At 70.1% G+C, this 22,298-nt stretch carries 21 protein-coding genes; 12 read left to right on the top strand and 9 right to left on the bottom strand.

Annotated features, from left to right (window positions below):
- Nucleotides 1-12: 12 nt before the first annotated feature.
- The 5 genes from ACAD63_RS33885 to ACAD63_RS33905 form a co-directional block, all read right to left on the bottom strand.
- On the bottom strand, nucleotides 13-2,205 hold the full coding sequence (locus ACAD63_RS33885; protein WP_195428685.1) for an FAD-dependent oxidoreductase: 2,193 nt from the start codon (nucleotides 2,203-2,205) through the stop codon (nucleotides 13-15).
- A gap of 118 nt (nucleotides 2,206-2,323) precedes the next feature.
- Complete coding sequence (locus ACAD63_RS33890) at nucleotides 2,324-3,367, bottom strand: heme-dependent oxidative N-demethylase family protein (RefSeq protein WP_434035050.1); 1,044 nt, start codon at nucleotides 3,365-3,367, stop codon at nucleotides 2,324-2,326.
- 16 nt (nucleotides 3,368-3,383) lie between these two features.
- Complete coding sequence (locus ACAD63_RS33895) at nucleotides 3,384-4,346, bottom strand: PDR/VanB family oxidoreductase (protein ID WP_434035051.1); 963 nt, start codon at nucleotides 4,344-4,346, stop codon at nucleotides 3,384-3,386.
- Nucleotides 4,343-4,924, bottom strand: coding sequence for a dimethylamine monooxygenase subunit DmmA family protein (locus ACAD63_RS33900; protein WP_195428689.1), 582 nt, complete (start codon nucleotides 4,922-4,924; stop codon nucleotides 4,343-4,345). The genes ACAD63_RS33895 and ACAD63_RS33900 overlap by 4 nt, the downstream gene beginning before the upstream one ends.
- Before the next feature lie 26 nt (nucleotides 4,925-4,950).
- Nucleotides 4,951-6,066 carry an aminomethyltransferase family protein gene (locus tag ACAD63_RS33905; protein ID WP_434035052.1) on the bottom strand — a complete coding sequence of 372 codons (1,116 nt, stop codon included), beginning with the start codon at nucleotides 6,064-6,066 and terminating at the stop codon, nucleotides 4,951-4,953.
- A gap of 280 nt (nucleotides 6,067-6,346) precedes the next feature.
- Here ACAD63_RS33905 and ACAD63_RS33910 point away from each other — a divergent pair, with 280 nt between their 5' ends.
- The 7 genes from ACAD63_RS33910 to ACAD63_RS33940 all read left to right on the top strand — a co-directional run bounded on the left by ACAD63_RS33910 (nucleotide 6,347) and on the right by ACAD63_RS33940 (nucleotide 14,742).
- Nucleotides 6,347-8,470, top strand: coding sequence for a sigma-54-dependent Fis family transcriptional regulator (locus tag ACAD63_RS33910; protein ID WP_434035053.1), 2,124 nt, complete (start codon nucleotides 6,347-6,349; stop codon nucleotides 8,468-8,470).
- An 18-nt stretch (nucleotides 8,471-8,488) separates the two neighbouring features.
- On the top strand, nucleotides 8,489-9,526 hold the full coding sequence (locus ACAD63_RS33915) for a beta-ribofuranosylaminobenzene 5'-phosphate synthase family protein (protein ID WP_135706847.1): 1,038 nt from the start codon (nucleotides 8,489-8,491) through the stop codon (nucleotides 9,524-9,526).
- Nucleotides 9,527-9,597: 71 nt separating this feature from the next.
- Nucleotides 9,598-10,503 (top strand): NAD(P)-dependent methylenetetrahydromethanopterin dehydrogenase, encoded by a 906-nt coding sequence (locus tag ACAD63_RS33920; protein WP_135706848.1) that lies wholly within the window; start codon nucleotides 9,598-9,600, stop codon nucleotides 10,501-10,503.
- A gap of 17 nt (nucleotides 10,504-10,520) precedes the next feature.
- A complete protein-coding gene (locus tag ACAD63_RS33925; RefSeq protein ID WP_135706849.1) occupies nucleotides 10,521-11,777 on the top strand; it encodes an ATP-grasp domain-containing protein in 1,257 nt (418 codons plus the stop codon).
- Nucleotides 11,710-12,780, top strand: coding sequence for a methenyltetrahydromethanopterin cyclohydrolase (gene mch / locus ACAD63_RS33930; protein WP_135706850.1), 1,071 nt, complete (start codon nucleotides 11,710-11,712; stop codon nucleotides 12,778-12,780). Before ACAD63_RS33925 ends, mch begins: the two co-directional genes overlap by 68 nt.
- 1 nt (nucleotide 12,781) lies before the next feature.
- Nucleotides 12,782-13,816 carry an ATP-grasp domain-containing protein gene (locus tag ACAD63_RS33935; RefSeq protein ID WP_205751674.1) on the top strand — a complete coding sequence of 345 codons (1,035 nt, stop codon included), beginning with the start codon at nucleotides 12,782-12,784 and terminating at the stop codon, nucleotides 13,814-13,816.
- Nucleotides 13,813-14,742, top strand: a complete 930-nt coding sequence (locus ACAD63_RS33940) for a triphosphoribosyl-dephospho-CoA synthase (RefSeq protein ID WP_240746031.1) — start codon at nucleotides 13,813-13,815, stop codon at nucleotides 14,740-14,742. The genes ACAD63_RS33935 and ACAD63_RS33940 overlap by 4 nt, the downstream gene beginning before the upstream one ends.
- An 81-nt stretch (nucleotides 14,743-14,823) precedes the next feature.
- Here ACAD63_RS33940 and ACAD63_RS33945 read toward each other — a convergent pair whose 3' ends face one another.
- Entirely contained in the window at nucleotides 14,824-15,354 is a 531-nt protein-coding gene (locus tag ACAD63_RS33945) for a dihydroneopterin aldolase (protein WP_434035054.1), read from the bottom strand.
- A gap of 378 nt (nucleotides 15,355-15,732) precedes the next feature.
- On the opposite strand from ACAD63_RS33945, the gene ACAD63_RS33950 reads away from it, so the two are divergent.
- The 5 genes from ACAD63_RS33950 to ACAD63_RS33970 all read left to right on the top strand — a co-directional run bounded on the left by ACAD63_RS33950 (nucleotide 15,733) and on the right by ACAD63_RS33970 (nucleotide 19,596).
- Complete coding sequence (locus ACAD63_RS33950; protein WP_240746118.1) at nucleotides 15,733-16,335, top strand: flavoprotein; 603 nt, start codon at nucleotides 15,733-15,735, stop codon at nucleotides 16,333-16,335.
- Nucleotides 16,314-17,699, top strand: coding sequence for a DUF6513 domain-containing protein (locus ACAD63_RS33955; protein ID WP_434035055.1), 1,386 nt, complete (start codon nucleotides 16,314-16,316; stop codon nucleotides 17,697-17,699). Before ACAD63_RS33950 ends, ACAD63_RS33955 begins: the two co-directional genes overlap by 22 nt.
- 13 nt (nucleotides 17,700-17,712) lie before the next feature.
- Entirely contained in the window at nucleotides 17,713-18,294 is a 582-nt protein-coding gene (locus tag ACAD63_RS33960) for a DUF447 domain-containing protein (RefSeq protein WP_434035056.1), read from the top strand.
- On the top strand, nucleotides 18,291-18,995 hold the full coding sequence (locus ACAD63_RS33965; RefSeq protein ID WP_135706854.1) for a (5-formylfuran-3-yl)methyl phosphate synthase: 705 nt from the start codon (nucleotides 18,291-18,293) through the stop codon (nucleotides 18,993-18,995). Before ACAD63_RS33960 ends, ACAD63_RS33965 begins: the two co-directional genes overlap by 4 nt.
- 61 nt (nucleotides 18,996-19,056) lie before the next feature.
- Nucleotides 19,057-19,596: a flavin reductase family protein gene (locus tag ACAD63_RS33970; protein ID WP_135706855.1), complete on the top strand. Its 540-nt coding sequence runs from the start codon at nucleotides 19,057-19,059 to the stop codon at nucleotides 19,594-19,596.
- On the opposite strand, the gene ACAD63_RS33975 is transcribed toward ACAD63_RS33970, so the two are convergent.
- From ACAD63_RS33975 to ACAD63_RS33985, 3 genes are read right to left on the bottom strand one after another with little or no spacing between them, the layout of a single operon-like run.
- Nucleotides 19,584-20,174: an aspartate kinase gene (locus ACAD63_RS33975; protein WP_135706856.1), complete on the bottom strand. Its 591-nt coding sequence runs from the start codon at nucleotides 20,172-20,174 to the stop codon at nucleotides 19,584-19,586. The two genes, ACAD63_RS33970 and ACAD63_RS33975, sit on opposite strands and share 13 nt — an antisense overlap.
- The gene (locus tag ACAD63_RS33980; RefSeq protein ID WP_135706857.1) at nucleotides 20,165-21,298 is read right to left on the bottom strand and encodes a hydantoinase/oxoprolinase family protein; all 1,134 of its coding nucleotides are present in this window, start codon (nucleotides 21,296-21,298) and stop codon (nucleotides 20,165-20,167) included. The genes ACAD63_RS33975 and ACAD63_RS33980 overlap by 10 nt, the downstream gene beginning before the upstream one ends.
- The gene (locus ACAD63_RS33985; RefSeq protein WP_135706858.1) at nucleotides 21,288-22,289 is read right to left on the bottom strand and encodes an ATP-grasp domain-containing protein; all 1,002 of its coding nucleotides are present in this window, start codon (nucleotides 22,287-22,289) and stop codon (nucleotides 21,288-21,290) included. The genes ACAD63_RS33980 and ACAD63_RS33985 overlap by 11 nt, the downstream gene beginning before the upstream one ends.
- Nucleotides 22,290-22,298 lie beyond the last annotated feature (9 nt).

A 22,298-nucleotide genomic window follows, 5' to 3' on the forward strand; every position in this document is an offset into this window, starting at 1 on the left:
TCCCCCCGCGGATCACACCTTGTAGATGATCTCGAAGGTGCCTTCCTTCTTGTGCGGCACGCCCCAGACCGGCACTTCGCGGCGGTAAGGCAGCGGGATCTGCGCGTCGGCTTCCTCGATCTCGCGCGCCAGCCGCTGGCCGCCGAAGGTGGCGTCGGCAATCAGCCGCGGCGCCTCGGCATCGCCGATCAGGTAGACCTCCTTGATGCCCACGCTGGCCCAGCGGTCCTGCGCCGCCTTCAGCTGCCGGTACAGGCCGTCGTTGGAGCGGCGGCCGGTCACCAGCACCAGCGAGTCGAACTCCAGCCAGCGATGGGTCTTGTTCTCGTCCCGCGGGGACTTGCCGGGTCCGCGGTACGTGCGGCGCGAGCCGTCGCCCCAGATGTTGTAGATCTCGATGCGGCCCGGCTCGATGCGGCTGGCGAAATGGTCGCCCATCTCGTTGACGCCCAATTCGTGCAGGCGCCGCATCATGTTCGGATACTCCAGCGTGAAGTGCATGTAGTTGGCGAGGTGCACACCGCTGACGATGGTCACCTCGTGGCCGGCAGTCGCCAGCTTCTCGGCCAGGCTCGGCGCCATGAAGTAAGTGTCCGCGTTGAGGATGACCACGCGCTTGCCGATCGCCTTCTTGCCGGCGATCACCTGCTCCGGCGTCAACTGGTCGTCGCGCGAGGCGTCGGCACCCGGGATGGGGTCGTGGGTCAGGCAGTTGGTGCCGTCGGTCACCCAGTGCGAACCGGTAGCGATGACCACCTTCTCGGCACCGTATTCAAGAATGGCGTTGGCGCTCAGCGGCTTCTGGCCCAGCGCGAGCTGGCTCTGCTTGTTCTTTTTGAGCAGCTTGGCGATCTGCGTCTCGCGGTAATCGCGGTGGTAGCCCCATTCGCCCAGTCCGGGCAGCGTGATGATCTGGTTCAGGTGGCCGCCGATCTTCTCCGCAGTGTCGACCAGGTGCACGGTGTGCCCGCGCTCCATCAGCACGCGCGCGCATTCCGAGCCGGCGGGGCCCGCGCCCACCACCAGCACGGAATCGTCGGACTTGGCGCGCGCGAACCTCTCGGGGTGCCAGCCGCGGCGGTACTCCTCGCCGGCGGTGGCGTTCTGCGTGCAGATCATCGGCGGGCCGCCGATTTCCCAGCGCGAGATGCAGACATTGCAGCCGATGCAGACGCGGATGTCGTCGATGCGGCCTTCCTCAATCTTCTTCGGCAGGAAGGGGTCGGCGATGGACGGACGCGCTGCGCCGATGATGTCGGCAATGCCCTTGGTCACGATCTCGGTCATCTTTTCCGGATCGGTGAAGCGGCCCACGCCCAGCACCGGCTTCTTCGACACCTGCTTGATAAAGCGGGTCCAGGGAATCTGGTGGCCCTGCAGGTTGAAGCGCGAGGGACCGGCGTCCTCGCCCCACTCGGCGATGTCGCCCACGTCCACGTCCCACAGGTCTAGCAGGTGGTCGGCCATCTCGACGAACTTCATGCCGTCCTGCTCCACCTCGATGCCAGCCACGCCGTACAGCGAATCCACCGCGAAGCGCGTGGCGATGGCGCAGTCGTCGCCCACGGCGCGGCGCACCTTCTCCAGCGTTTCGAGCCAGAAGCGCGCGCGGTTCTCCAGCGAGCCGCCGTACTTGTCGGTGCGCTTGTTGTAGTAGGGAGAGAGGAACTGCAGCGGCAGGTAGGAGTGCGCCCCGTACACGTAGACGATGTCGAAGCCGGCATCGCGCGCGCGGTAGGCCGCATCGACGTAGTACTGCTGCACCTGGGCGATGTCGCGCAGGTCCATCTCCTTGCAGTAGGTCAGGGTCTCGAACTCCGAGGCGTACTGGCTCGGGCCGCGCGGCGTGGCCCGGCTTTCCATGCAGGGCGCGTGGGCGCCGCCGTACCACATCTCGATGCCGGCCAGTGCGCCGTACTTGTGGACCTCGTCGGTCATCGCGCGCAGGTTGCGCACATCGCCCTCGTCCCAGATCCGCGCGGACATCCGGTGCGTGTCATCCGATTCCGGGTGGATCGAACAGTATTCCGTATTGAGGGCTGCCCAGCCCCCTTCCGCCTTCATCGAGCGATGGGCCGCCTGGAATCCGGGCAGCGTGGAGCCTGCGCCGATGCAATGCGGAACCTGGTAGAAGCGGTTGCGCAGTGTCTTGGGGCCGATCTGGATCGGTTCAAACAGGATGTCGTAGCGTGGGTCGCGGGCCATTGATGGTCTCCAGCCGGTTTGTGGGGCGATCGCTCTCGGGCGTCGCAGGCAACGCGGAGCGCGAGCTCCGCCTTGAATCGAATCGGGACGTCTGTTGTTGTTCTCTGGCTGCGCTGCGCTAATCCGGCGCCGTGCCTTCGCTGAGCATGCGGGCGTCGTCGAATGGCGCCAGCCAGTCGATCGCCGCCTGGCGGTAGCGGGTGATCCCCTTGTAGTCGACCAGTTCGCCAGGCAAGGTGCGCAGCACGCGGTGCAGCCGCGCCGCCCATTTGGGCACCGTGGCAAGCTCCTGCAGGCTGATCAGGTAACAACGCACGCCGAAGCCGATGGCATTGCTGCGCGGCAGGCGGAACAAGGTCTGCAGCTCCACGCGCAGGTGAACCAGCTCGCCGGCGTTTTCGCGGGTGACGGCGGCCCGCTCGGCGCCCCAGTCGCAATAGCGCTCCGGCGATGTATCCAGGCGCGGATGGATGGTCATGGTCCAGTTCAGGCGGCGCACTGGCCCGCCCACCCGCAGGTGCAGCAGGTATTTGAGGGCGCGGTCGAAGATGCCGAGCTCGTGCGCCAGCGGCACCGGCCCGTGCCATTCGGTGAAGCTCATGCCCAGGTCAAAGTCCAGCGACCAGTCGGCCTGCGTGGTGACCATGCCGGCATCCATGAACAGGTTGTCCTGGCGCTGGTCCATCAGCACCCAGTCGCCCTGCACCTGGCGCAGGATGTACTCCAGCGGCGGCTGCGGCAGCGAGGCGGTGTCGCCGAAGACGAAGCGCTGTTCCAGGCCGAGCAGGCGGTTCTCCCAGGTCCAGTGCGCGCCGTCGCGTCGCAACTGGAAATGGCCGGGATGGCTGGCCGCCAGCGAGGTCATCATCAGCTCCAGCGTGTCCCATTGCGCTTCCATCATGTGCGGCAGCGCCATGCAGCGGCCGGGGTCCTGCGCCAGCACCAGCGCGCGCTCGCGGCATTCGCCGAGGTAATGCTCGTCGATGTCGAAGGGATGCTCGGTGACGCTACCGGCGGGCCCCGCGGTGTGGGGCTCGATATTGACCGAGTACATGTACCGGTCTTCGGCAAACGGAAACGGAAAGCGCCGGATCGCAGCGGGACTGTTGCTATAGACGAAATCGCCGCGATAGGTCTCGTCCTGCTTGAAGATGGTTTCCATCGCGCTTCCTCGCCTCCTAGATGGCCAGCACCACGCGCTGGCAGCGCGCCCGCGAGACGCAGGGCATGAGCTTGCGTCCGCCCGCCCGTTCCTCGGCGCAGAGATAGTGATCGCGATGCAGCAGTTCGCCGTCGGTCTCCAGCACCTCGAGTTCGCACTGCCCGCAGGCACCGCCGCGGCACAGGTAAGGCGCCCTGACGCCGGCCGCCTCGATGGCTTCCAGCAGGCTGACCTCGCTGCCGACCTGCACGGTGATGCCGCTGCGCGCCAGCACCGCCTCGAACGGGACGCCGGGCTGCGGCGCGAGAAACTGCTCCCAATGCACGTGGCCGTCCGACCACCCCGCCGCGCGCGCCGCCTGGCGCACGGCGTCGATCATGCCGGCCGGCCCGCACACGTAGACATCGGTGCCGAGCGGCTGCCCCGCCAGCACCGTGGCGAAGTCGAGCTGATTGCCGCCCTCTTCCACGTAGAGATGCAGCTTGCTGCCGGCGATCCGCTGCAGCTCGACTGCGAAGCCGGCATGTTCCTGGCTGCGCACGGCGTAGTGCAGCTCGTAGGCCGCATCGAGCCGCTCCAGCTCCGCCAGGTGCGAAAAGAATGGCGTGATGCCGATGCCGCCCGCGATCAGGATGTGCTTGCGCCGGGTCTTGAGCAGCGGAAAGAGATTGACCGGCGCGGACACGCGCAGCACCGAGCCGACCGTGACCCGTTCATGCATGTGGCGCGAGCCGCCGCGCCCTTCGTCCACGCGGCGCACACCGATCTGGTAGTGGTCACCGTCCCAGGGCGAACTCATCAGCGAGTACGGATTGCGGTGCAGCCGGTCGTGGCCTTGCATCTCCACCACGATATGGCTGCCGCCGGAGAAGCGCGGCAGCGCGCCGCCGTCGGCATGCTGCAGGGTGAAGCGCTTGATCAGCGGCGTCACCGGCTCGATCTCTGCCACGCGCACCGGAATGGATTCCTGCGGTTTCATGCTGCCCCCGGGGTTTCCGCGTCGGCCATCACACCCATGAAGGCGGCGAGCCGGCGCGAATAGTGATCCCGCACCAGCAGCGTGCGGCCACAGCCCGCGCAAGGCGCCAGGCTGCCGCTCACCGCCGCGTTGCAGGTGTGGCAATGGATGCAGTACACACGGCGCGCCGCGGCCGGGGCCACGTGCTCGCATTGCATCTCGTCGGGATCGAGCCCATGCTGCTCGGCGCTCCGGCTCGCCTGGGCAAGGAAGTCCTCGTCGCCGGCGGCGTAGAAGCGCAGCCCCATCGGCTGGCGCGCCAGGGCCTGCGCCAGCGCCGCGAGCAATGCGTGCCCGGAAGCGGCGATGGTGGCGCCGGGCCAGGCCGCGCGCACGCCTTCGGCAAGGTCGGCGCTGGCCGCGGGGGCGTACAGCAGCTCGCATGCCGGCGCCGCGGAGCCCGCCCGGCTGGCCTGCGCGGCCAGGCGCAGCAGGGCCTCTGCGCCCGCCCCGCACGCCACCGCCAGGTGCGTGTGCCCGCTGCGGTCGAACTGCAGTGCGCGGTACACCGGCATGCTCTTGATCCCTGTCACCAGCATGGCAAGCTCCTTCGCCCCGGGGCCGTTCAGGCCGCCTTGATCTGCGTGCGCAGGCGCTGCGGATCGTAGAACGGCGTCTTGGTCACGGTGGCCACATGTGCGCCCGTGCTGTCGCGGATCTCGACCCTGGTGCCCAGTGCCTTGTACGCCGGCTTCAGGTGCACCAGCGCCAGCGACTGCATCAGGTAGCGGCTGAAGGTGGCGCTGGTGACGACGCCCGCTTCCTTGCCGTCGACGAAGATCCTGGCCCCGGCCTCGACCGCGCGATCGAGCCGCACCGCCACGCCGGCCTGGGAAAAGCGCTCCTTGCCCCGGGCCGCCAGCAGCGCTGCCTTGCCCACGTAGTCGCCGGCCTTGTCGGAATCGATGGCCCAGCCGAGGTTGACCTCCCACGGCGTGGTGTCGCCCTCGGGCATGTCGAAGGGGTAGAACAGCAGCGCCGCCTCGATCCGCGCCAGTTCCAGCGAATCCCAGGAGCACGGAATCAGCCCCTGCGGCTTGCCCGCTTCGAGGATGGCGTCCCAAAGCGCCACGGCATCCGCCGCTGCGCAGGAGATCTCGAAACCCTCCTCGCCCGAGTAGCCGCCGCGGGAAATCACGATCTTGCGGCCGAACAGCGTGGTTTCGCGGTGGGCGAAGTAAGGCAGCGTGGCCAGGTCGATGCCGATATGCGCCTTCAGGATCGCAGCCGAGCGCGGCCCTTGCAGCGAGAGCATATGGACGTCGAAGTCCTGCTCCCACTGCATGTCGCGGCCTTGCGAGAGCGCGGCCAGCTTCTGCTGCGTGTCACCGCTGCCGTGCGACAGGCGGTACTGGTTCTCGCCGTCGCAGATCACCATCAGGTCGTCGCTGACGGCGCCCTTCTCGTCGACCACCGCTGCCAGGCGCGCCGTGCCCGGGCGCAGCCGGCGCACGTCGATCGGGACCATCCTGTCGATCACCGCGGCGGCGTCCGGCCCCCACACCCTGACAATGTTCAGGCCGCTGATGTCATAGAGGCCTGCCGCAGTGCGCACCGCCACCACTTCGTCCTGCGGATCGCGCTGGTAACGCCAGGGAATCGGCATGTCGTTCCAGGTGTCGCCGTCCAGCTTCGAGCCAAGCTCGCGGTGTCGTACGTTCAGGATGGACTCTCGGGTCATCGGTTGTCTCCGCATGGGTTCGGTGTGTCTGGCGGAGTATGGTTGGCACCTACCCCCCCAACAATTTCCCCTTGGCACTACCTCCTAGGTAGTAGCGGTACCCCGTGCAAACCCTGGCCCCGACCGGGCTACCGCCTATTGGGTATTGCCCGGGCCCGGCCCCGTTGCGCAGACTCCATCCCAAGCCAGTGCGCAAGCCCAGCAGGAGGAAGACATGATGACCCTGACCCAGCCGCTTCTGGGCACGAACAGGAGCACGGACCGGTGCATGGACAGGACCATGGACACGCATGCCCATCGCATCGCCCAGGCCGTAGCCCAGCCGCTCGCGGCGTGCGAGGTCAGTGCGGCGGTGGTACGTTCCTGGACGCGCTGCCTGCGCGACTATGGGCTCGACCCCGAGCTGCGCCCCGCGCCCCCGGTGCTGACCGCGACTGAATTGCGCGAGCGCAGCGAGCGCTTCGGCGAGCTGGCCGGCTGCGCGCGCCTGGAGATGAGCACGCTCCACCAGCAGTTGGCCGATGCCGACATGGCCGTGATGCTGACCGACGCCGAGGGCGCCATCATGCACCTGGTGGCCTCCGATCCGTTCGCGCGCGAGATCGCGCCGGAAGGGCTGCGCGTCGGCGCGATCTGGAGCGAACGCGAGGCCGGCACCAACGGCATGGGCACCTGCCTGGCCGAAGGCAGTGCCGTGGCAATACGGCACGACGAGCACTTCTTCCGACGCTATACCTCGCTGACCTGCTCGGCCGCGCCGATCTTCGACGAGAACGGCGAGCTGTGCGCCGTGCTGGACGTCACCAGCCGCTCGCCGCTGCAGCAGCAGCATTCGCTGGTGCTGGTGGCCATGTCCTGCCGCAACATCGAGAACCGGTTGTTCGATGCGCGCTTTCGCCATGCTTTCCCGATCCGCTTCCACAGCCAGTCGGAGCTGGTCTACACCCCGGGCGAAGGCAAGCTCGCGGTCGACCAGGACGGTGCGGTGCTGGGCGCCAACCGCAGTGCGCTGCACCAGCTTGGCTTCCATACGCTGCAGGCGCTGCGTGGCAAGCGCATCGACGAACTGTTCATGACGTCGCTCGACGAGCTGGTGGCGCGCAGCGCACGCCAGTCCTTCCATCCGGTGCCGATCTACCGTACGCAGGCGGCAAACCGCTTCTTCATGGTGGCGCAGCAGCCGCCGCAAGCGTGTGATCCGCGCCCTGTCCGCGCGATCGTGCGCGGCGCGGGCCGGCCCGCACAGGCGGCACCCGCCGCGCCCGCCTCGCACCAACGTGCCGCGGCACAGCATGCGCTGTCGCGCCTGGCCGCTGGCGATGCGCGCATGGAGGCGCAGATCCGGCTCGCCACGCGCGTGATCGAGCGCAATGTGCCGATCCTGCTGCACGGCGAAACCGGCGCCGGCAAGGACGTCTTCGCCAATGCGCTGCACGCGGCCAGCCCGGCCGCACAGGGCGCCTTCGTGGCCATCAACTGTGCCTCGCTGCCCGAAGCGCTGATCGAGAGCGAGCTGTTCGGCTACCGCGCGGGCGCGTTCACCGGCGCGCAGCGCGAGGGCCGGCGCGGCAAGATCCTGCAGGCCGACGGCGGCACGCTCTTTCTCGACGAGATCGGCGACATGCCGCTGGCGCTGCAGGCTCGCCTGCTGCGGGTGCTGGAAGAACGCCAGGTTACCCCGCTGGGCTCGGAGAGCGCGACCCGGGTCGATTTCCAGCTCATCAGCGCCAGCCACCGCAACCTTGCCGAGCTGGTCGGCGAAGGGCGCTTCCGCGAAGACCTGTTCTACCGGCTGAGCGGGGTCGAACTGCGCCTGCCGCCGCTGCGCGAGCGGACCGACCGGCTCGCCTTGATCCGCACCATCCTGGCCGAGGAAGCGGCCCCCCACGCCGCGCCCACGCTAGCGCCCGAAGCCCAGCAGGCCCTGATGCGCTATGACTGGCCCGGCAACCTGCGCCAGCTGCGCTACGTGCTGCGCACCGCCGCCGCCTTGTGCGACGGCGATCGCCTGTGCCTGGAGGCACTACCCCCGGAAATCGTGCACGGCAGCACACGGGCGCGCCGCGCACGCGCGGCCGATTCGGGCGCCCATGCGCGTGCCGATTCGCGCGCCGAGGCCGGCAGCGCGCAATGTTCAGCGGGCACGGACGAAGAGAACCTGCCGCGCTTCAACGCGATCCAGCTCAACGAGCGCCGGACCATCCTGGAGCTGCTGGAGACGCACCGCTGGAACGTCAGCACCGTGGCCCGCACGCTGCGGCTCAGCCGCAATACCCTGTACCGCAAGATGCACCAGCTCTGCATCAGGGTCTCGCAGGCGGAACCCCCCGCGCGCAACGCGGGCGCCACCGATGACATGCCGGCATACCTGCAGGGCGAGGCGCAAGCCAGCGCCTTGCCATGACCTAGCGGGCTATCGACCATGCACAAGATTGCCACCTCACCGCATCGCAGCCAGCCCGCCGGCGCCATCGGCATCCGCGCCAACGGCCGGCTGCACCTGGGCTTTCTCGACCCCGGCGCCACGCTGGGCCGGCGCTTCGGCAGCCTCGGCCTCGCGATCGAGGGGCCGGCCACCGTCCTGGACCTGGCGCCCGCAGCGCAGGACCGGATCACCGCGCTCCACCCTGCCGCGCAAGCGGAACTGCCGCGCGTGAGCGCCTGGCTGGAGCGGCTGCGGCAGGCCAGCGGCATGCGCCGGCCGCTTGCGCTGCGGCTGCACGAGGTGCTGCCCGCGCATGCCGGCTTCGGCTCCGGCACCCAGCTCGCACTGGCCCTTGGCCGGGCCTATGCCGAGTGCCACGCGTTGCCGTGGTCCGGCGCGGAGATTGCCCGCATCCTGGAGCGCGGCGGCCGCTCCGGCGTGGGCATCGCGGCGTTCGAGCATGGCGGCCTGCTGCTGGACGGTGGACCGCGCGGCGCGGGCACCGTGCCGCCGCTGACGGCGCGCTTCGGGTTCCCGTCCGACTGGCGCATCGTGCTGCTGCTGGACGACAGTCGCACCGGCCTGCACGGCGCAGCGGAGAAGGAGGCCATCCAGGCCCTGCCGCCCTTCCCCAGGCCGCTGGCCGCGGAGCTCTGCCACCGCGTGCTGATGCAGATCCTGCCGGCGGCCGCCGAGCAGGAGTTCGCCCCGTTCGCGCAGGGCCTGAACCAGTTGCAGCAAGTCATCGGCAACTACTTCGCGCCAGCCCAGGGCGGGGTCTACAGCAGCCCGGCGGTTGCGCGCGTGCTGGACTGGGTCACGCGGCAGGCCGGCAGCGATGCGGTTGCGGTGGGCCAGAGTTCGTGGGGGCCGACCGGCTTTGCCATCGTGCCGTCGCAGGCGGCCGCCGAGCAAGCCGTGGCCGGCGCGCGCGCGGCGGGCCTGTTGCCGGGCTGCCTGGAGGCGCGCATCGTGCGCGGCGCCAACCATGGCGCCGGCAGCGTGCTGCCGGCGCAGCATCGCAGCGCGGCCTGAAGCAACCAGAAGCAACCAGAAACGAACTGAAGCGGCCAGGCCGCACCGAACCCTATCCGAGCGAGATCCCCATGGCACGCCCCTGCATCCTGCATATGTTCACGCCTGGCCGCCAGGCCAGCCCGTTCGACGTCAATATGGCCATCGACGCCGGCTTTGACCACGTCGTGCCCTATGCAGAAGTCGGGCCCGCCAATGTCGCCGCGATGACGCAGGACGCGATCTTCTCGCGCGGGCCCAAGGGCGTGGCCAATACCGGCATCTTCATCGGCGGCCGCGACGTGATGGTGGCTGCCGACATGCTCGACCTCGCGCGCCAGTCCATGGTCCCGCCCTTTGCGGTATCGGTCTTCGCCGACCCCAGCGGCTCCTATACCACCGCGGCGGCACTGGTGGCCTCGGTGGAGCGCCAGTTGCGCAAGGCGCATGGCAGCGACTTCACCGGCAAGCGGGTGCTGGTGCTTGGCGGCAGCGGCGCGGTCGGGCGCGTGGCCGGCGCACTGGCCTCGCAGCTCGGCGCCCGGGTCTGGCTGTCGAATCGCGTCGACGACGAACAGGCCGTGCGCACCAGCCAGGAAACCAATGCGCGCTTCCAGGCGCAGACCCAGGGCATCCTGATCCGCACCACAGAAGCGCTGCGCGCCGCACTGGCCGAAGCCGATATCGTGTTCGCCACCGCCAGCGCTGGCGTGCAGGTCATGAGCGAAGCGGACCGGGACGCCGCCGGCAGGCTGCTGGTGGCAGCGGACGTGAACGCGGTGCCGCCCGCCGGCATCGCCGGCGTTGAGGTGATGGACGACGGCAAGCGCATCGGCACAGCGGCCGCGGTGGGCGTGGGCGCGCTTGCCATCGGCAATATCAAGTATCAGGTCCAGCACCGGCTCTTTCTCGCCATGCGCGAAGCGACCACGCCGGTCTACCTGGGCTTCCCCGAAGCCATGGCAATGGCGCGCGCGGTGGCTGCGGAATTGCCCTGAGACAGGAACGCAAGACCATGCCCAATGCCCCCATGCTCATCGCCGCCGGACTATCGGCCCGCATGATGGCCGAGTCGGCCGCGCAGGCCGGGCTGCCCGTGATCGCGCTGGACGTGTTCGGCGATACCGACACGCGCCATGCCGCCTGCCATTGGGAGCCGCTGGGCGGTCCCGACGCGCTGTCGATCGACCCGGAGCGCCTGCTGGCCGCGCTGCGGCGCCTGCGCGCCAGCCACCCGCTGCTGGGATGGATCGCGGGCGGCGGCTTCGAGCACCAGCCCGGGCTGATCGAGGCAGCGCACGCCATCGTGCCCCTGCTGGGCAATGGCGCCGCAACCGTGCGCACCGTCAAGCAGCCCGCCAGCTTCTTCCGGCTGCTCGATGCACTTGGCATCGCCCATCCGCCTACCCGCCTGAACCCGCCACCGTGCGGCGAGGGCTGGCTGAGCAAGCGCGTTGGCGGCACCGGTGGCTGGCATATCCGGCCGCTGTACCAGGCATCCGCCAGCGCCAGCGCCGGCGAGGCGCAGTATTACCAGCAGCGCGTAGCGGGCCAGTCCATGTCCGCGCTGTTCCTGGCGAACGGCAGCGAGGCGCGCATGGTGGGCGTCAGCCGCCAGCATACGGCCGGCGAAATCGGCGCATGCGGCAGTGCGGACGTGCCCGACGAAGCCACCTCGTTCCTCTTCTGCGGCGCCAGCGGACCGACGGCGCTGAAACCGGCCACGGCCAACCGCCTGGGCGAGATCGTCCACGCCATCGTGCGCGAGACGGGCCTGGTCGGGCTGAACAGCATCGACTTCCTGCTCGACGCGGACGAGATCGCCGTGCTCGAAATCAACCCGCGGCTATCCGCGACCATGGCGCTTTACGCCGATGCCTTCGCCGGCGGCCTGGTGCAGGCCCATCTGCAGGCGTGCCGGGGGATCTTGCCTCCGCCGCTCCCGGCGCCCCTGCCAGCGGCTGGCACAAGCCCCCTGCGCGGCTTCCACACCGTCTTCGCCGCGCGCGCGGCCCACATTGGCACAGCGCTCGCCGCAGACCTGATGCGAACCGGCTGGTGCCACGATATTCCGCCGCCGGGCACCGCCGTCGACCGCGGCAACCCCATTTGCACGGTCTTCGTCGAAGCCGCGACCGCAGGCTCCCTCGCCATCCTCCTGCAGCAGCGGCATGCGCAAATCCACCACCGACTCGAGGCTCATCATGCCCAGCACCACGCCCGCCACCAGGAACGCCGGGGCAGCCCCCAGCCCCAGCGTCAATTCGCTTAGCCAGCCACTGCTCGCGCGCCTGCTCGCGCAGGCCGGGCCATGGCGGCTCGCGGTGTCCGCCGGGCCGCTGGGCGTGCGCATCGTCGACGCGGGTGTCGAGACCCGCGGCAGCATCGCGGCGGGTCTCGCCATTGCCGAGATCTGCATGGGCGGCCTGGGCCGGGTACAGCTACGGCACGGCAGCGATCGCAGCGAGAGTGGTCCGGATGGCGGCTGGCCCACGCGGGTCGAGGTCAGCAGCGGCGCCCCGGTGCTGGCCTGCCTGGCGAGCCAGTATGCGGGCTGGAGCCTGGCCGCCAGCAAGGAAGAAACCGGCGGCAAAAAATTCTTCGCGCTGGGCTCCGGCCCGGCGCGCGCGCTCGCCGGCAAGGAGCCGTTGTTCGCGGAGCTCGGCTATCGCGACCGCATCGCGGATGATGCCAACGCCGATGCCAACGCCAACGGCGGCGCCTGCCTGGTGCTGGAGGTCGACCGCGCCCCGCCCGAGGCCGTCGTCGCCAAGATCCTGCGCGATTGCGGGCTGCGGCCCGAGCAGCTGACCCTGATCCTGACGCCGACGGCGAGCCTGGCCGGCACCACACAGGTCGTGGGGCGGGTGCTGGAAGTGGCGCTGCACAAGGCGCATGTGCTGGGCTTTGCGCTCGATCGCATCGTCGAAGGCAGCGCCGCCGCGCCGCTGCCGCCGCCCGGCGCCGACGCCGGCGAGGCCATGGGCCGTACCAACGATGCCATCCTCTACGGCGGCACCGTGCACCTGACCGTGGACACCGGCGACGATGCCGCGCGCGCGCTGGCACTGGCGCTGCCTTCTATCGGCTCGCGCGATTATGGCCGGCCCTTCGCCGAGATCTTCAGGGAATACGATCACGACTTCTACCGGATCGACCCCGCACTGTTTGCCCCGGCCGAGGTGTGGGTCAGCAACCTGGCCTCCGGGCGGACCTGGCACGCGGGCGCGCTGAACATGGCGTTGCTGCGCGGCCAGTGGCTGCAGGAAGCGTGAGATGCGGCCCACCTCTCTTCCCCCACCCTCCGTGGCCGGCACGGCGCAAGGGCTGCGGGTCGCCATCATGACCGACGAGCGCGGCTGGCACACCACCAGGCTCAAGCGCGCCTTGCGCGCGCGCGGTTGCGAGGGTCACTGCGTGGACCTGGCCGACTGCCGCATCGACACCACCTGGGCCTGGCACGGCCTGGCGATCCCCGGCTACGGCCGCGGCCTGCCGGACGCCGTGATCGTGCGCGGCGTCGCGGGCGGCAGCTTCGAGCAGGTGACGCTGCGCCTGGGCATCCTGCACGCGCTGCGCGAGCTCGGCGTTCCCGTGTACAACGACGCGCGTGCCATCGAGCGCAGCGTAGACAAGGGCATGACCAGTTTCCTGCTGCACCTGGCCGGGATTCCGACGCCGGCCACCTGGGTCAGCGAATCGGTGCCGCAGGCCCGGCGTACGGTGATGCGCGAAAGCGCGGCGGGGCGGGCGCTGGTGCTAAAACCCCTGTTCGGCTCGCAAGGCAAGGGCCTGCAGCGCATCGGCGCGCTGGCGACGGGACATGCGCCGCTGCCCGCGCTGTCGCCGTACCGGCACGTGGCGTATCTGCAGCGCTTCGTACCGGCGCCGGCGGCCAGCGACGGTGCCAGCGACGGTGCCAGTGCCAGGCCAGGCTTCGACTGGCGTGTGCTGGTGGTTGGTGGCCAGGCGGTGGCAGCCATGCGCCGCGTCAGCGATCACTGGGTTCACAACGTGGCGCAAGGCGCGCAGTGTGAGCATGCCGAGATTTCGCCCGCGCTGGCCGCGCTGGCGATACGCGCCACCGAGGCACTCGGTCTGGATTACGCCGGGGTGGACCTGGTGCCTGCCGCCGGCGCTCGCGCAGGCGAGGCAGGCGCACTCGTGATCGAGGTCAACGGCGTCGCCGCCTGGCGCGGCCTGCAGTCCGTCACCGAAGGCGACATCGCCGGCCTGCTGGTGGACGACCTGCTGGGCCGCAAGCTGCCCGCCGCCCGTGCGTGCGCGAAGCGTGCAGGAGCCCTGGCATGATGGCCGCGCGCGGGCACGACCGCGCCGGCGCCGCGTCGGCCGCCTTTCTCTGGGCCTGCACGCTCGACGTGGCGGTGGCCAAGCCGGGCAATGTCAGCCTGTGTGCGCCGGGCCACGGCATGACTGCGCGGCTGTTCCTGGACAGCGCCGCCGCGGCCGCGCCGCCACTGACCGACACCATGCTGGCGGTCGGCGCACGGATCGAGCGCGCGGTGTCCGCCACGCAGGCGGTCGCGCGCTGCAACACCAATCTCGGCATCCTGCTGCTGTGCGCGCCGATCGCTGCCGCCATGGAAGGCACGCCACCGCGCGACGCCGAAGCCCTGCGCCAGCGGCTGGAGACCGTCCTGGCTGGCCTGACCGTGGCCGATGCGCAGGCGGCCTACCGCGCCATTGCCCAGGCCAATCCGGCCGGCCTGGGCGCGGCGCCCGAGCAGGATGTGGCAGCACCGCCGACGGTGGACCTGCGCGCTGCCATGCGCCTGGCCGCCATGCGCGACAGCGTCGCGCGCCAGTATGCCAATGGCTATGCCGACCTGTTCGCCCTCGGGCTGACGGTACTGCGTCGCCACCTGGCGAGCCACGGCCCCTGGCCGGCGCGGCTGCAACGCGCGGTCACGGCGGTGTACCTGGCCTTCCTGGCCCGCTTTCCGGATTCGCATATCGCGCGCAAGCATGGGCTGGCCGCGGCCAGGAACGTCAGCTACAAGGCGCGCCTGTTGCATCGGCGCCTCGAAGCCGGCCAGGTCATCCCGCGCGAGGAGCTGGCCCGATGGGACCGGCTGCTGAAGACCGACGGGCTCAATCCCGGCACCACCGCCGACCTGACGGTGGCCAGCGCGATGATCGCCGGCTGTCTCGACCCGGCGCTATGCGCGCTGTCCGCGGCTTCGCCGGCACTGGCAACGTCCGCTGTCGGCCTGTAGTCCATGTAGTTGACGGTAGTCACCGGTGGTCCCAGTACCCGCGCCGTCACCGCTGCGGCGCGGGTAGCCGCCCCGGATGCCTCAGGCGGACATCGCGCCCGGGCTCGGCCAGCCGAATCCCTGCTCCCTGACAGCCAGCCGATCGTCCCGGCGCCGCTCGATGGCCACGCCGACCGCGCTCACATCGTCGAACTTCCTCGGCTTCACCACGACCACGCGCACCCAGTGGGCGCCGAAGTCTTCCAGCAGCAGTTGCGCCACACGCTCGGCAAAGGCTTCCAGCAAGCGCAGGCCATGCGTGGCCATCAGCTCGCGCAAGGCCGCGCGCACCTTGCCGTAGTCGATGGTGTCGCCGATCCGGTCCGTGCTGCAGGCGGCGCTGCGCGCGAGCCCGGCGGTGAGGTCGATGCGGATGGGCTGCGGCGTGTGCAGCTCGCCGTCATCGATGCCGATCACCGTCTGGCCCTCGAAACCCTCGATAAAGATCAGGTCCATGGCGCCGCTGGTGGCGCCGCTGGTGACACCCATATACTGCCCGGCCATCGGTCCCGCCTGCCCCGCCCGGTTGAACTCCGCGGTCGCGGCCGCCACCATCATGTCGTCTCGCTTCATCAGGCCTCCCTGCCGTGCAATGGCTGCGCGGCCGGCGGCCGCTCCCACGACCTCTCACGCAAATAGCAGGCCACGCGCAGCCGGCAGCGCCGCGGTGACCCGCAGTGCCAGCCATGCCGCCCGCGCGCGGGCACCCGCTGTAGCGCGCCTGCGCATCTGCGCACCGCGGCCACGTCACAGACTGTCCCGGCCGCGGGACAGTCGCGCCGGCGCAATGACCCGCGCAGGCCCCGAAAGGCCGTCGCATCAAGGCCGGCCGCACCAGGCATGACTCCTGCGATCACTGCGCCCAGACCGATCATCCCGACAATACGCGCCTTGTCCCTACCATTCGCCCTGCCATCCGCCGTGCTCCGTCCCGCGACCGAAGGCCCGGCCCTGCCCGGCACGGACGACACCGACGGGCACCCCGCCCAGGCCGGCGGCGGGCCCCGCTTCGCCTGGGCCGTCACGGGCTCCGGCCATTTCCTGGAAGAAAGCCTGGCGCTGGCTGCCGCGCTGCCGGATGTGGACCTCTTCCTGTCGCGCGCGGCCGAGGAAGTACTGGCCATCTACGACATTCCGCTCGCAGCGCTGAAAGCGCGCTTTCGCGTGTTCCGCGACAAGACCGCCAGCGCGGCGCCGGTTGGCATGCTGTACGGGCACCGCTACCACACCACGGTGATCGCGCCGGCCACCAGCAATACCGTCGCCAAATGCGGGTTCGGCATCTCGGACACGCTGCCCACCAATATCTTTGCCCAGGCCGGCAAGCTCGGCATCCCCGGCCTGGTGTTCGCGTGCGATACCGAACCCGTGGTGGTGACCAAGGGCCCGCAGGGCTGGCTCAAGCTGCACCCCCGCAATATCGAACTGGAGAACGTGGAGCGGCTGCGCCGCATCGACCATTGCCAGGTGGCCTGCTCCATCGGCGAGTTGCGCGCGGCGCTGGATCAACGACTGAGAGCACTGTCACTGACATGGAACACATCGTCTTTCTGACCGGGCGCCTGGCCGAGAAAGGCCTGGAGCGGGTGCTGCGCAGCCTGGAGCCCGCGCCGTTCACCTGGGAGATCCGCGAGATCGGCCTGCAGGTAGCCGCGCTGATGACCGCCGACATGGTGCGCCGGCGGGTGGCGGCGCCGGTGGCGGCAGACCGTATCGTGGTGCCCGGGCGCTGCCGCGGCGACCTGGACGAGCTCTCCCGCCACTACGGCATGCCGGTCGAGCGCGGGCCGGAAGACCTCAAGGACCTGCCCGGGTTCTTCAATCGCAAGGCGCGGCCCGTGGATTTGTCCCGGCATGACATCGCGATCTTTGCCGAGATCGTTGACGCACCGCAACTCGACATCGCGGGCATCTGCGCACGCGCGTACCGCCACCGCGCCGAGGGCGCCGACGTGATCGACCTGGGCTGCCTGCCCGCCACCGCATTCCCCCACCTGGAAGACGCCGTGCACGCGCTCAAGGCCGAAGGCTTCCAGGTCAGCGTCGATTCCATGAATACCGACGAGCTGCTGCGTGGCGGCCGCGCCGGCGCGGACTACCTGCTCAGCCTGTCGCTCGATACCCTGTGGGTGGCCGACGAAGTCGCCGCGACGCCCATCCTCGTGCCCAGCCAGCCCGGGGACGAACGCTCGCTCCATGCCGCCGTCGAAGCCATGCAGGCGCGCGGACGCGCCTACATCGCCGACGCCATCCTCGATCCGATTCCGTTCGGACTGCTGGCATCGCTGGGGCGCTACGAGCGCCTGCGCCAGCGCTTCGCCGATGCGCCCATCATGCTCGGCATCGGCAACCTGACCGAGCTGACCGAGGCCGACACCGGCGGCATCAACGCGCTCCTGATGGGCATTGCGGTGGAGCTGCGCGCGTCGGCGGTGCTGACCACCCAGGTCAGCGGCCACGCACGCCGCGCCATCCGTGAAGCCGACGTGGCGCGCCGCATGATGTATGCCGCGCGCGAGCAGCGCTCGCTGCCCAAGGGCCTCACCGACGAGATGATGTCCCTGCACGCGCGCGATCCCTATCCCGACACGGCCGAGGAGATCGCCGAGACCGCCAGCGCCATCCGCGATCCGAACTTCCGCGTGCAGGTCTCCGAGCAGGGCATCCACGCCTACAACCGCGACGGCCACCACGTGGCCGCCGACCCCTTTGCGCTGTTCCCGCGCCTGCAGCTCGAGCATGACGGCAACCATGCCTTCTACATGGGGGTGGAACTGGCCCGCGCCGAGGTCGCCTGGCGCCTGGGCAAGCGCTACGTGCAGGACCAGTCGCTGGACTGGGGCTGCGCCGTCGGGCGCGAGGCGCAGAACCTGGCCGAATGGTGCGCGCCGGGCACCACCATGCGCAAGCGCGCCTAGCGGACATCACAGCATGAACGACCTCATCTACGAAACCATCGTCACCACGGTCTCGGCCGCGGGCCGGCCGCATATCGCACCGATGGGCGTGCGCCACCGTGGCGACGACATCGTGCTGATGCCCTTCCGGCCATCCACCACCTACGACAATATCGTCGGCACCGGCGCCGCCGTGGTCAACCTGACCAACGACGTGCGCGTCTTCGCCGGCTGCCTCACCGGCCGCCACCGCTGGCCCACCGTCGCGGCCGAGCGCATCCGCGGCGTGCGGCTGGCCGGCGCCCTGAGCCACCTCGAACTGCGCCTGCGCGACGAAGGCGGTGACCCCAACCGTCCCACGCTGCGCATGGCACGCGTGCTCCAGCGCCGCCACGGCGACTTTCCCGGCTTCAACCGTGCCCAGGCCGCTGTCATCGAAGCCGCGGTGCTGGTCAGCCGCCTGCACATGCTTGCACCCGACAAGATCGCCCGCGAAATGGCCTACCTGCAGATCGCCATCGACAAGACCGCCGGCCCCGCCGAACACGAGGCATGGCAGTGGCTGCGCGAGCGGATCGACGCGCACAACGCTGCCTCCCTGGAGACCACACCATGACCGCCCTGCTCACCAGCGTACGCAATGTGGAAGAAGCCCTGGAAGCCGCCCGGGCCGGCGCCGACCTGATCGATCTCAAGGAACCCAGGGCCGGCGCGCTCGGCGCGCTGCCCGCGCAGACCGTGTGCGAGGTCGTCCGGGCCGTGCGCACGCGCTGGCCTAACCGCCTGCTGAGCGCCACCATCGGCGACCTCGCGCCAGCCGAGCATGCACTCATGGTGCTGATGGCCAACACCATCGGCAGGTGCGGCGTCGACTACGTCAAGGTCGGCGTCGCCCCCGGCCCGCACGCACGCGAAGCCCTGGGGCAACTGGCCGGCCTGCCCTGGCAGGTGGTGCCGGTATTCCTGGCCGACGATGGCGTCGACCTCGCGCTGGTCGAGGCCGCCTGCGCGCTGGGCTTTCCGGCGGTGATGGCGGACACGGCCGACAAGCGCTCCGGCACCCTGTTCGACTGCACGGACATGGCAACGCTGCGCGCCATGGTCGGGCTTGCCGGGCGGCATGGCATCAAGGTGGGGATGGCGGGATCGTTGCGGCTTGAGCATCTGCCACGACTGCGGGCGCTCGGGCCGGACTTCGCCGGCTTCCGTGGCGCGCTGTGCGACAGCGGGCGCGGCGGCAGGCTTGACCCCGCAAAGGTGGCCGCGTTGCGGGCCGGACTGAACCTGGCCGCGGGACTGGAGGCGCAGGCGGCCTGAGCGTTTGCGGCCTCGCCCAGGGGCATTGGTCCCCGTGAACCAACACCGGAGAACGACAACCATGACCGCGACTTCCATGTCTTTCGTGCCCTTCGACCAACGGCAACTGCGCGATGTGCTCGGCACGTTCGTCACCGGGGTGACCGTGGTCACCACGCGCGATGCCGACGGCGTCGCCCACGGCGTCACCGTCAACGCCTTCAGCTCGGTCTCGCTGGAGCCACCGCTGATCCTGTGGAGCCAGGCCATCGCCTCGCGCAGCTACCCCGCCTTTCGCGACAGCCCTCGCTTTGCCGTCAACATCCTGGCGCACGACCAGATCGGCTTGTCCCAACACTTCGCGCGCTCGCGCGAAGACAAGTTCCATGGCATCGCCCATCACTGCGGGCTGGGCGAAGTGCCGATCCTCGAAGGCGTGGCCGCCCATCTGGAATGCGTGCAGGTGGCGGCGTATCCCGGTGGCGACCATGTGGTCTATATCGGCCGTGTGGAGCGCATCGGCCGCTCCGGGCGGGCACCGCTGGCTTTCGGGCATGGGGAATACCAGGTGGTGCGGGCGGCACAGGCCGTGCAGGCCGCGCAAGCTGCTCAGGCGGCCTGATTTTCTCGCAACCACGCGCACAGGCGGTCCAGCTCCTGCTTGTGCAGGATCTCCACCGCGCAGGCGGCAGCGCGTGCGCAGGCCGTGAAGCCGCGATCCAGCACGCCGGCCCGCACATACTGGTCCAGGCTCAGTCCCGGCGCGACCTCGCACGACTTCACCAGCACCAGCCGCTGCGCGCCAAGCCGCTCGCTCAGGCAGGCCGCGATGCTGTCCGATGTCGCATCCCAGTTGGTCATGGCGTCCGGCTGCGCACGCAGCAGCGCGTAGGGCGTCCACAGCGCGGCGCCGCCCTGGCGCAGGACCGTGCGGATCTCGTCGTCGCCGGTGGCCAGGGTCAGGCGCGGGCACAGCGCATGCAGCATCAGCGCGTACTGGACCATGGCCAGCACGGCCATATTGTGCGCGGGCAGGTCGCCGAAACCCCACCGCGCCTGGTAGTCCCGCACCTGGTCGGCAAAGCCGCCGCCGCCGGGCACGATCACCACGCGCCCGCGGCCCAGTTCGGAAAGCTGTTGCAGCCAGTCGGGCAGCAGCGGGTCGCGGCCAAGGCTGCCGCCGATCTTGACTACGACCATGAAGCCTCCGTTCCTGCTGGTTCGGCACCGGCCTGCCGGCACCGCAAAGTCATCTCCCGTGTCCTGACCCCACGGCCCGCCTCGCGGTCCTGCCATCGCAGCACCGCCACCGCGACACTGGGCGCACAGACCTGAGCCCATTCCGCGTGCTCGGGCGCGATGCCGGCCAGCGCCTCGAAGGCGCGATAGGGCCGGGCCAGCCGCACCGCCAGCTCGCGCGCCAGGAAGCGCCCGCAGCCGGCGCCGATCAGCGGCGCATCCGCGGGCAGGCCCACGCCATCCGCTACCCGCCGCAGGTTGACGGCCAGCTCGTCGAGCTGGGCCCGCCGCCATGCGTGGGCAAACGCCAGCCACGCCGCCGGCGCGGCGTCGCGCGCATCGCGGCCGATCATCCTGGCCAGGCGCTGGCGCGTCGCCGCATCGGTCTTGGGGCCGCCGTCCGCACTCGGGTGGGGATCATGCTCGGCCGGCAGTTCGCCGGTCAGCCGATAGACGTCAGCGGTGGTGGCGAACAGCTCGTTCATGACGTTGTACTCGGTGCCTTCGAAGGCAATGCGTCGGGCCAGCGCACACAGCGGCGTGCGCGCCGCGCCCAGGTAGACCAGTTCGCCGGAAGCGAGCCGGCCGGCATCGTCCCGGCCTTGCGCCCTGACCTTGCCATCCACGATGGGAATCAGGTCGCTGGTCGTGGTGCCGATGTCCACCAGCATGCCTTGGTCCGTGCATGCCGCCGCCAGGCTGGCGCTTGCCATCCAGTTGGCCGACGCGATATGCGCCCAGTCACGCGACACCCGTGCCTGCTCGCGCCAGCCCGCGGCGCCGGCAAAGAACGCCACGCGCGCGCCGAAGCGGCGCGACATGGCTTGCGCGAGCGCCTCCACGCCGGCCTGCCGGTGTGGGAACAGGTCGGCCATCTCACCGGTCATGGTGACGGCATGGCCCGCCCGCATGGCGTCGGGCCAGCGCCGGCACGCCAGCGCCAGGACCTCGTCGAGCCGATGCAGCCCCTGCCACAGGGGACAGGGCCATTGGACGACGTCCCGCACGGCGCCATCCTCCAGCCGCGTCGCCTTGATATTCGCGCCGCCCAGGTCCCAGCCAAGGATGACACGATCAGCGGCCATGCGAGGCTCCGTCGGTCTCCAGGCGCTCGGCCCGGACCTGATGCCCGGCCAGCAGTTCGCAGGCCAGGTTGCGGCCGAGCGCGGCGGACAGGCCGGCATAGGCGCAGGTCACGCGCGGGTTCACCTCGATCACCACCGGCCCGCGTTCGGGATGCCAGACCAGGTCGATGCCGACAAAGCCGCGCAGCCCCGGCATGCCGCCACGCAGGCGCGCGGCAAGTTCGGCAAGCAGTTGCCCCGCGCGCCCATTGCGTTCGATGGCATTGGGCAGCACGCCATCGTCGTGCACCTGGCCGCGAGCATCGATGCGAATGCGCTGGCGGTTCACGCTCAGGAGTTCCACCTCGCCCGGCCCGCACAGCAGGGACAGGCTGATCGGCTCGCCTTCCACCCACGGCTCGAGCACCACCGGTTCGCCGCCGGCGAGGCGCCGCAGCCAGGCTTCGTGGGCGGCGTCGAAGCCGTCGTAGGCATGGGTTGCCACCGAGCCGGCGCCGTCATCGGGTTTGACCACCCAGCGCCCGGCCTCGGGCTGGCGCGCCTGGCCATCGTCCCAGGGCCGGGTCGCGGCAATGCCTAGTGCGCCGAAGTGCTGGGCGGTGGCGCGCTTGCTGGTGGCCAGCGCAATGGCGCCGGCGTCACAACCGAGCCAGCGGGCCTCGCCCACCATGTAGTGCAGGCCCAGCAGCACGCCATCGGACTCCGGCGCCACGATCCAGCTCACGTCGTGGCAGGCAGCCTGCCGACGCACGAAGGCCGGCGCATCCTCATCGGGCGCGCGCATACAGCAGACCACCTTGCTCGTGCCACGGCAGGCAGGCAACGGCTCGCCGGGCAGCACCGCGCAGGTCACGCTCACATCGCCGATGCGTGCCAGGTCGGCAATCATGGCATCGCGCATGGCACGGCCCTGGCCCAGCAGTTGTGGCATGGCGTCGGCCTCGGTCTCGCCGCCGCTGATATATTCGTAGACGAACACTCGCGTCATCATTCCGTCTCC

The sequence above is a fragment of the Cupriavidus sp. a3 genome, from assembly GCF_051015765.1.
GTDB lineage: Bacteria > Pseudomonadota > Gammaproteobacteria > Burkholderiales > Burkholderiaceae > Cupriavidus > Cupriavidus oxalaticus_A.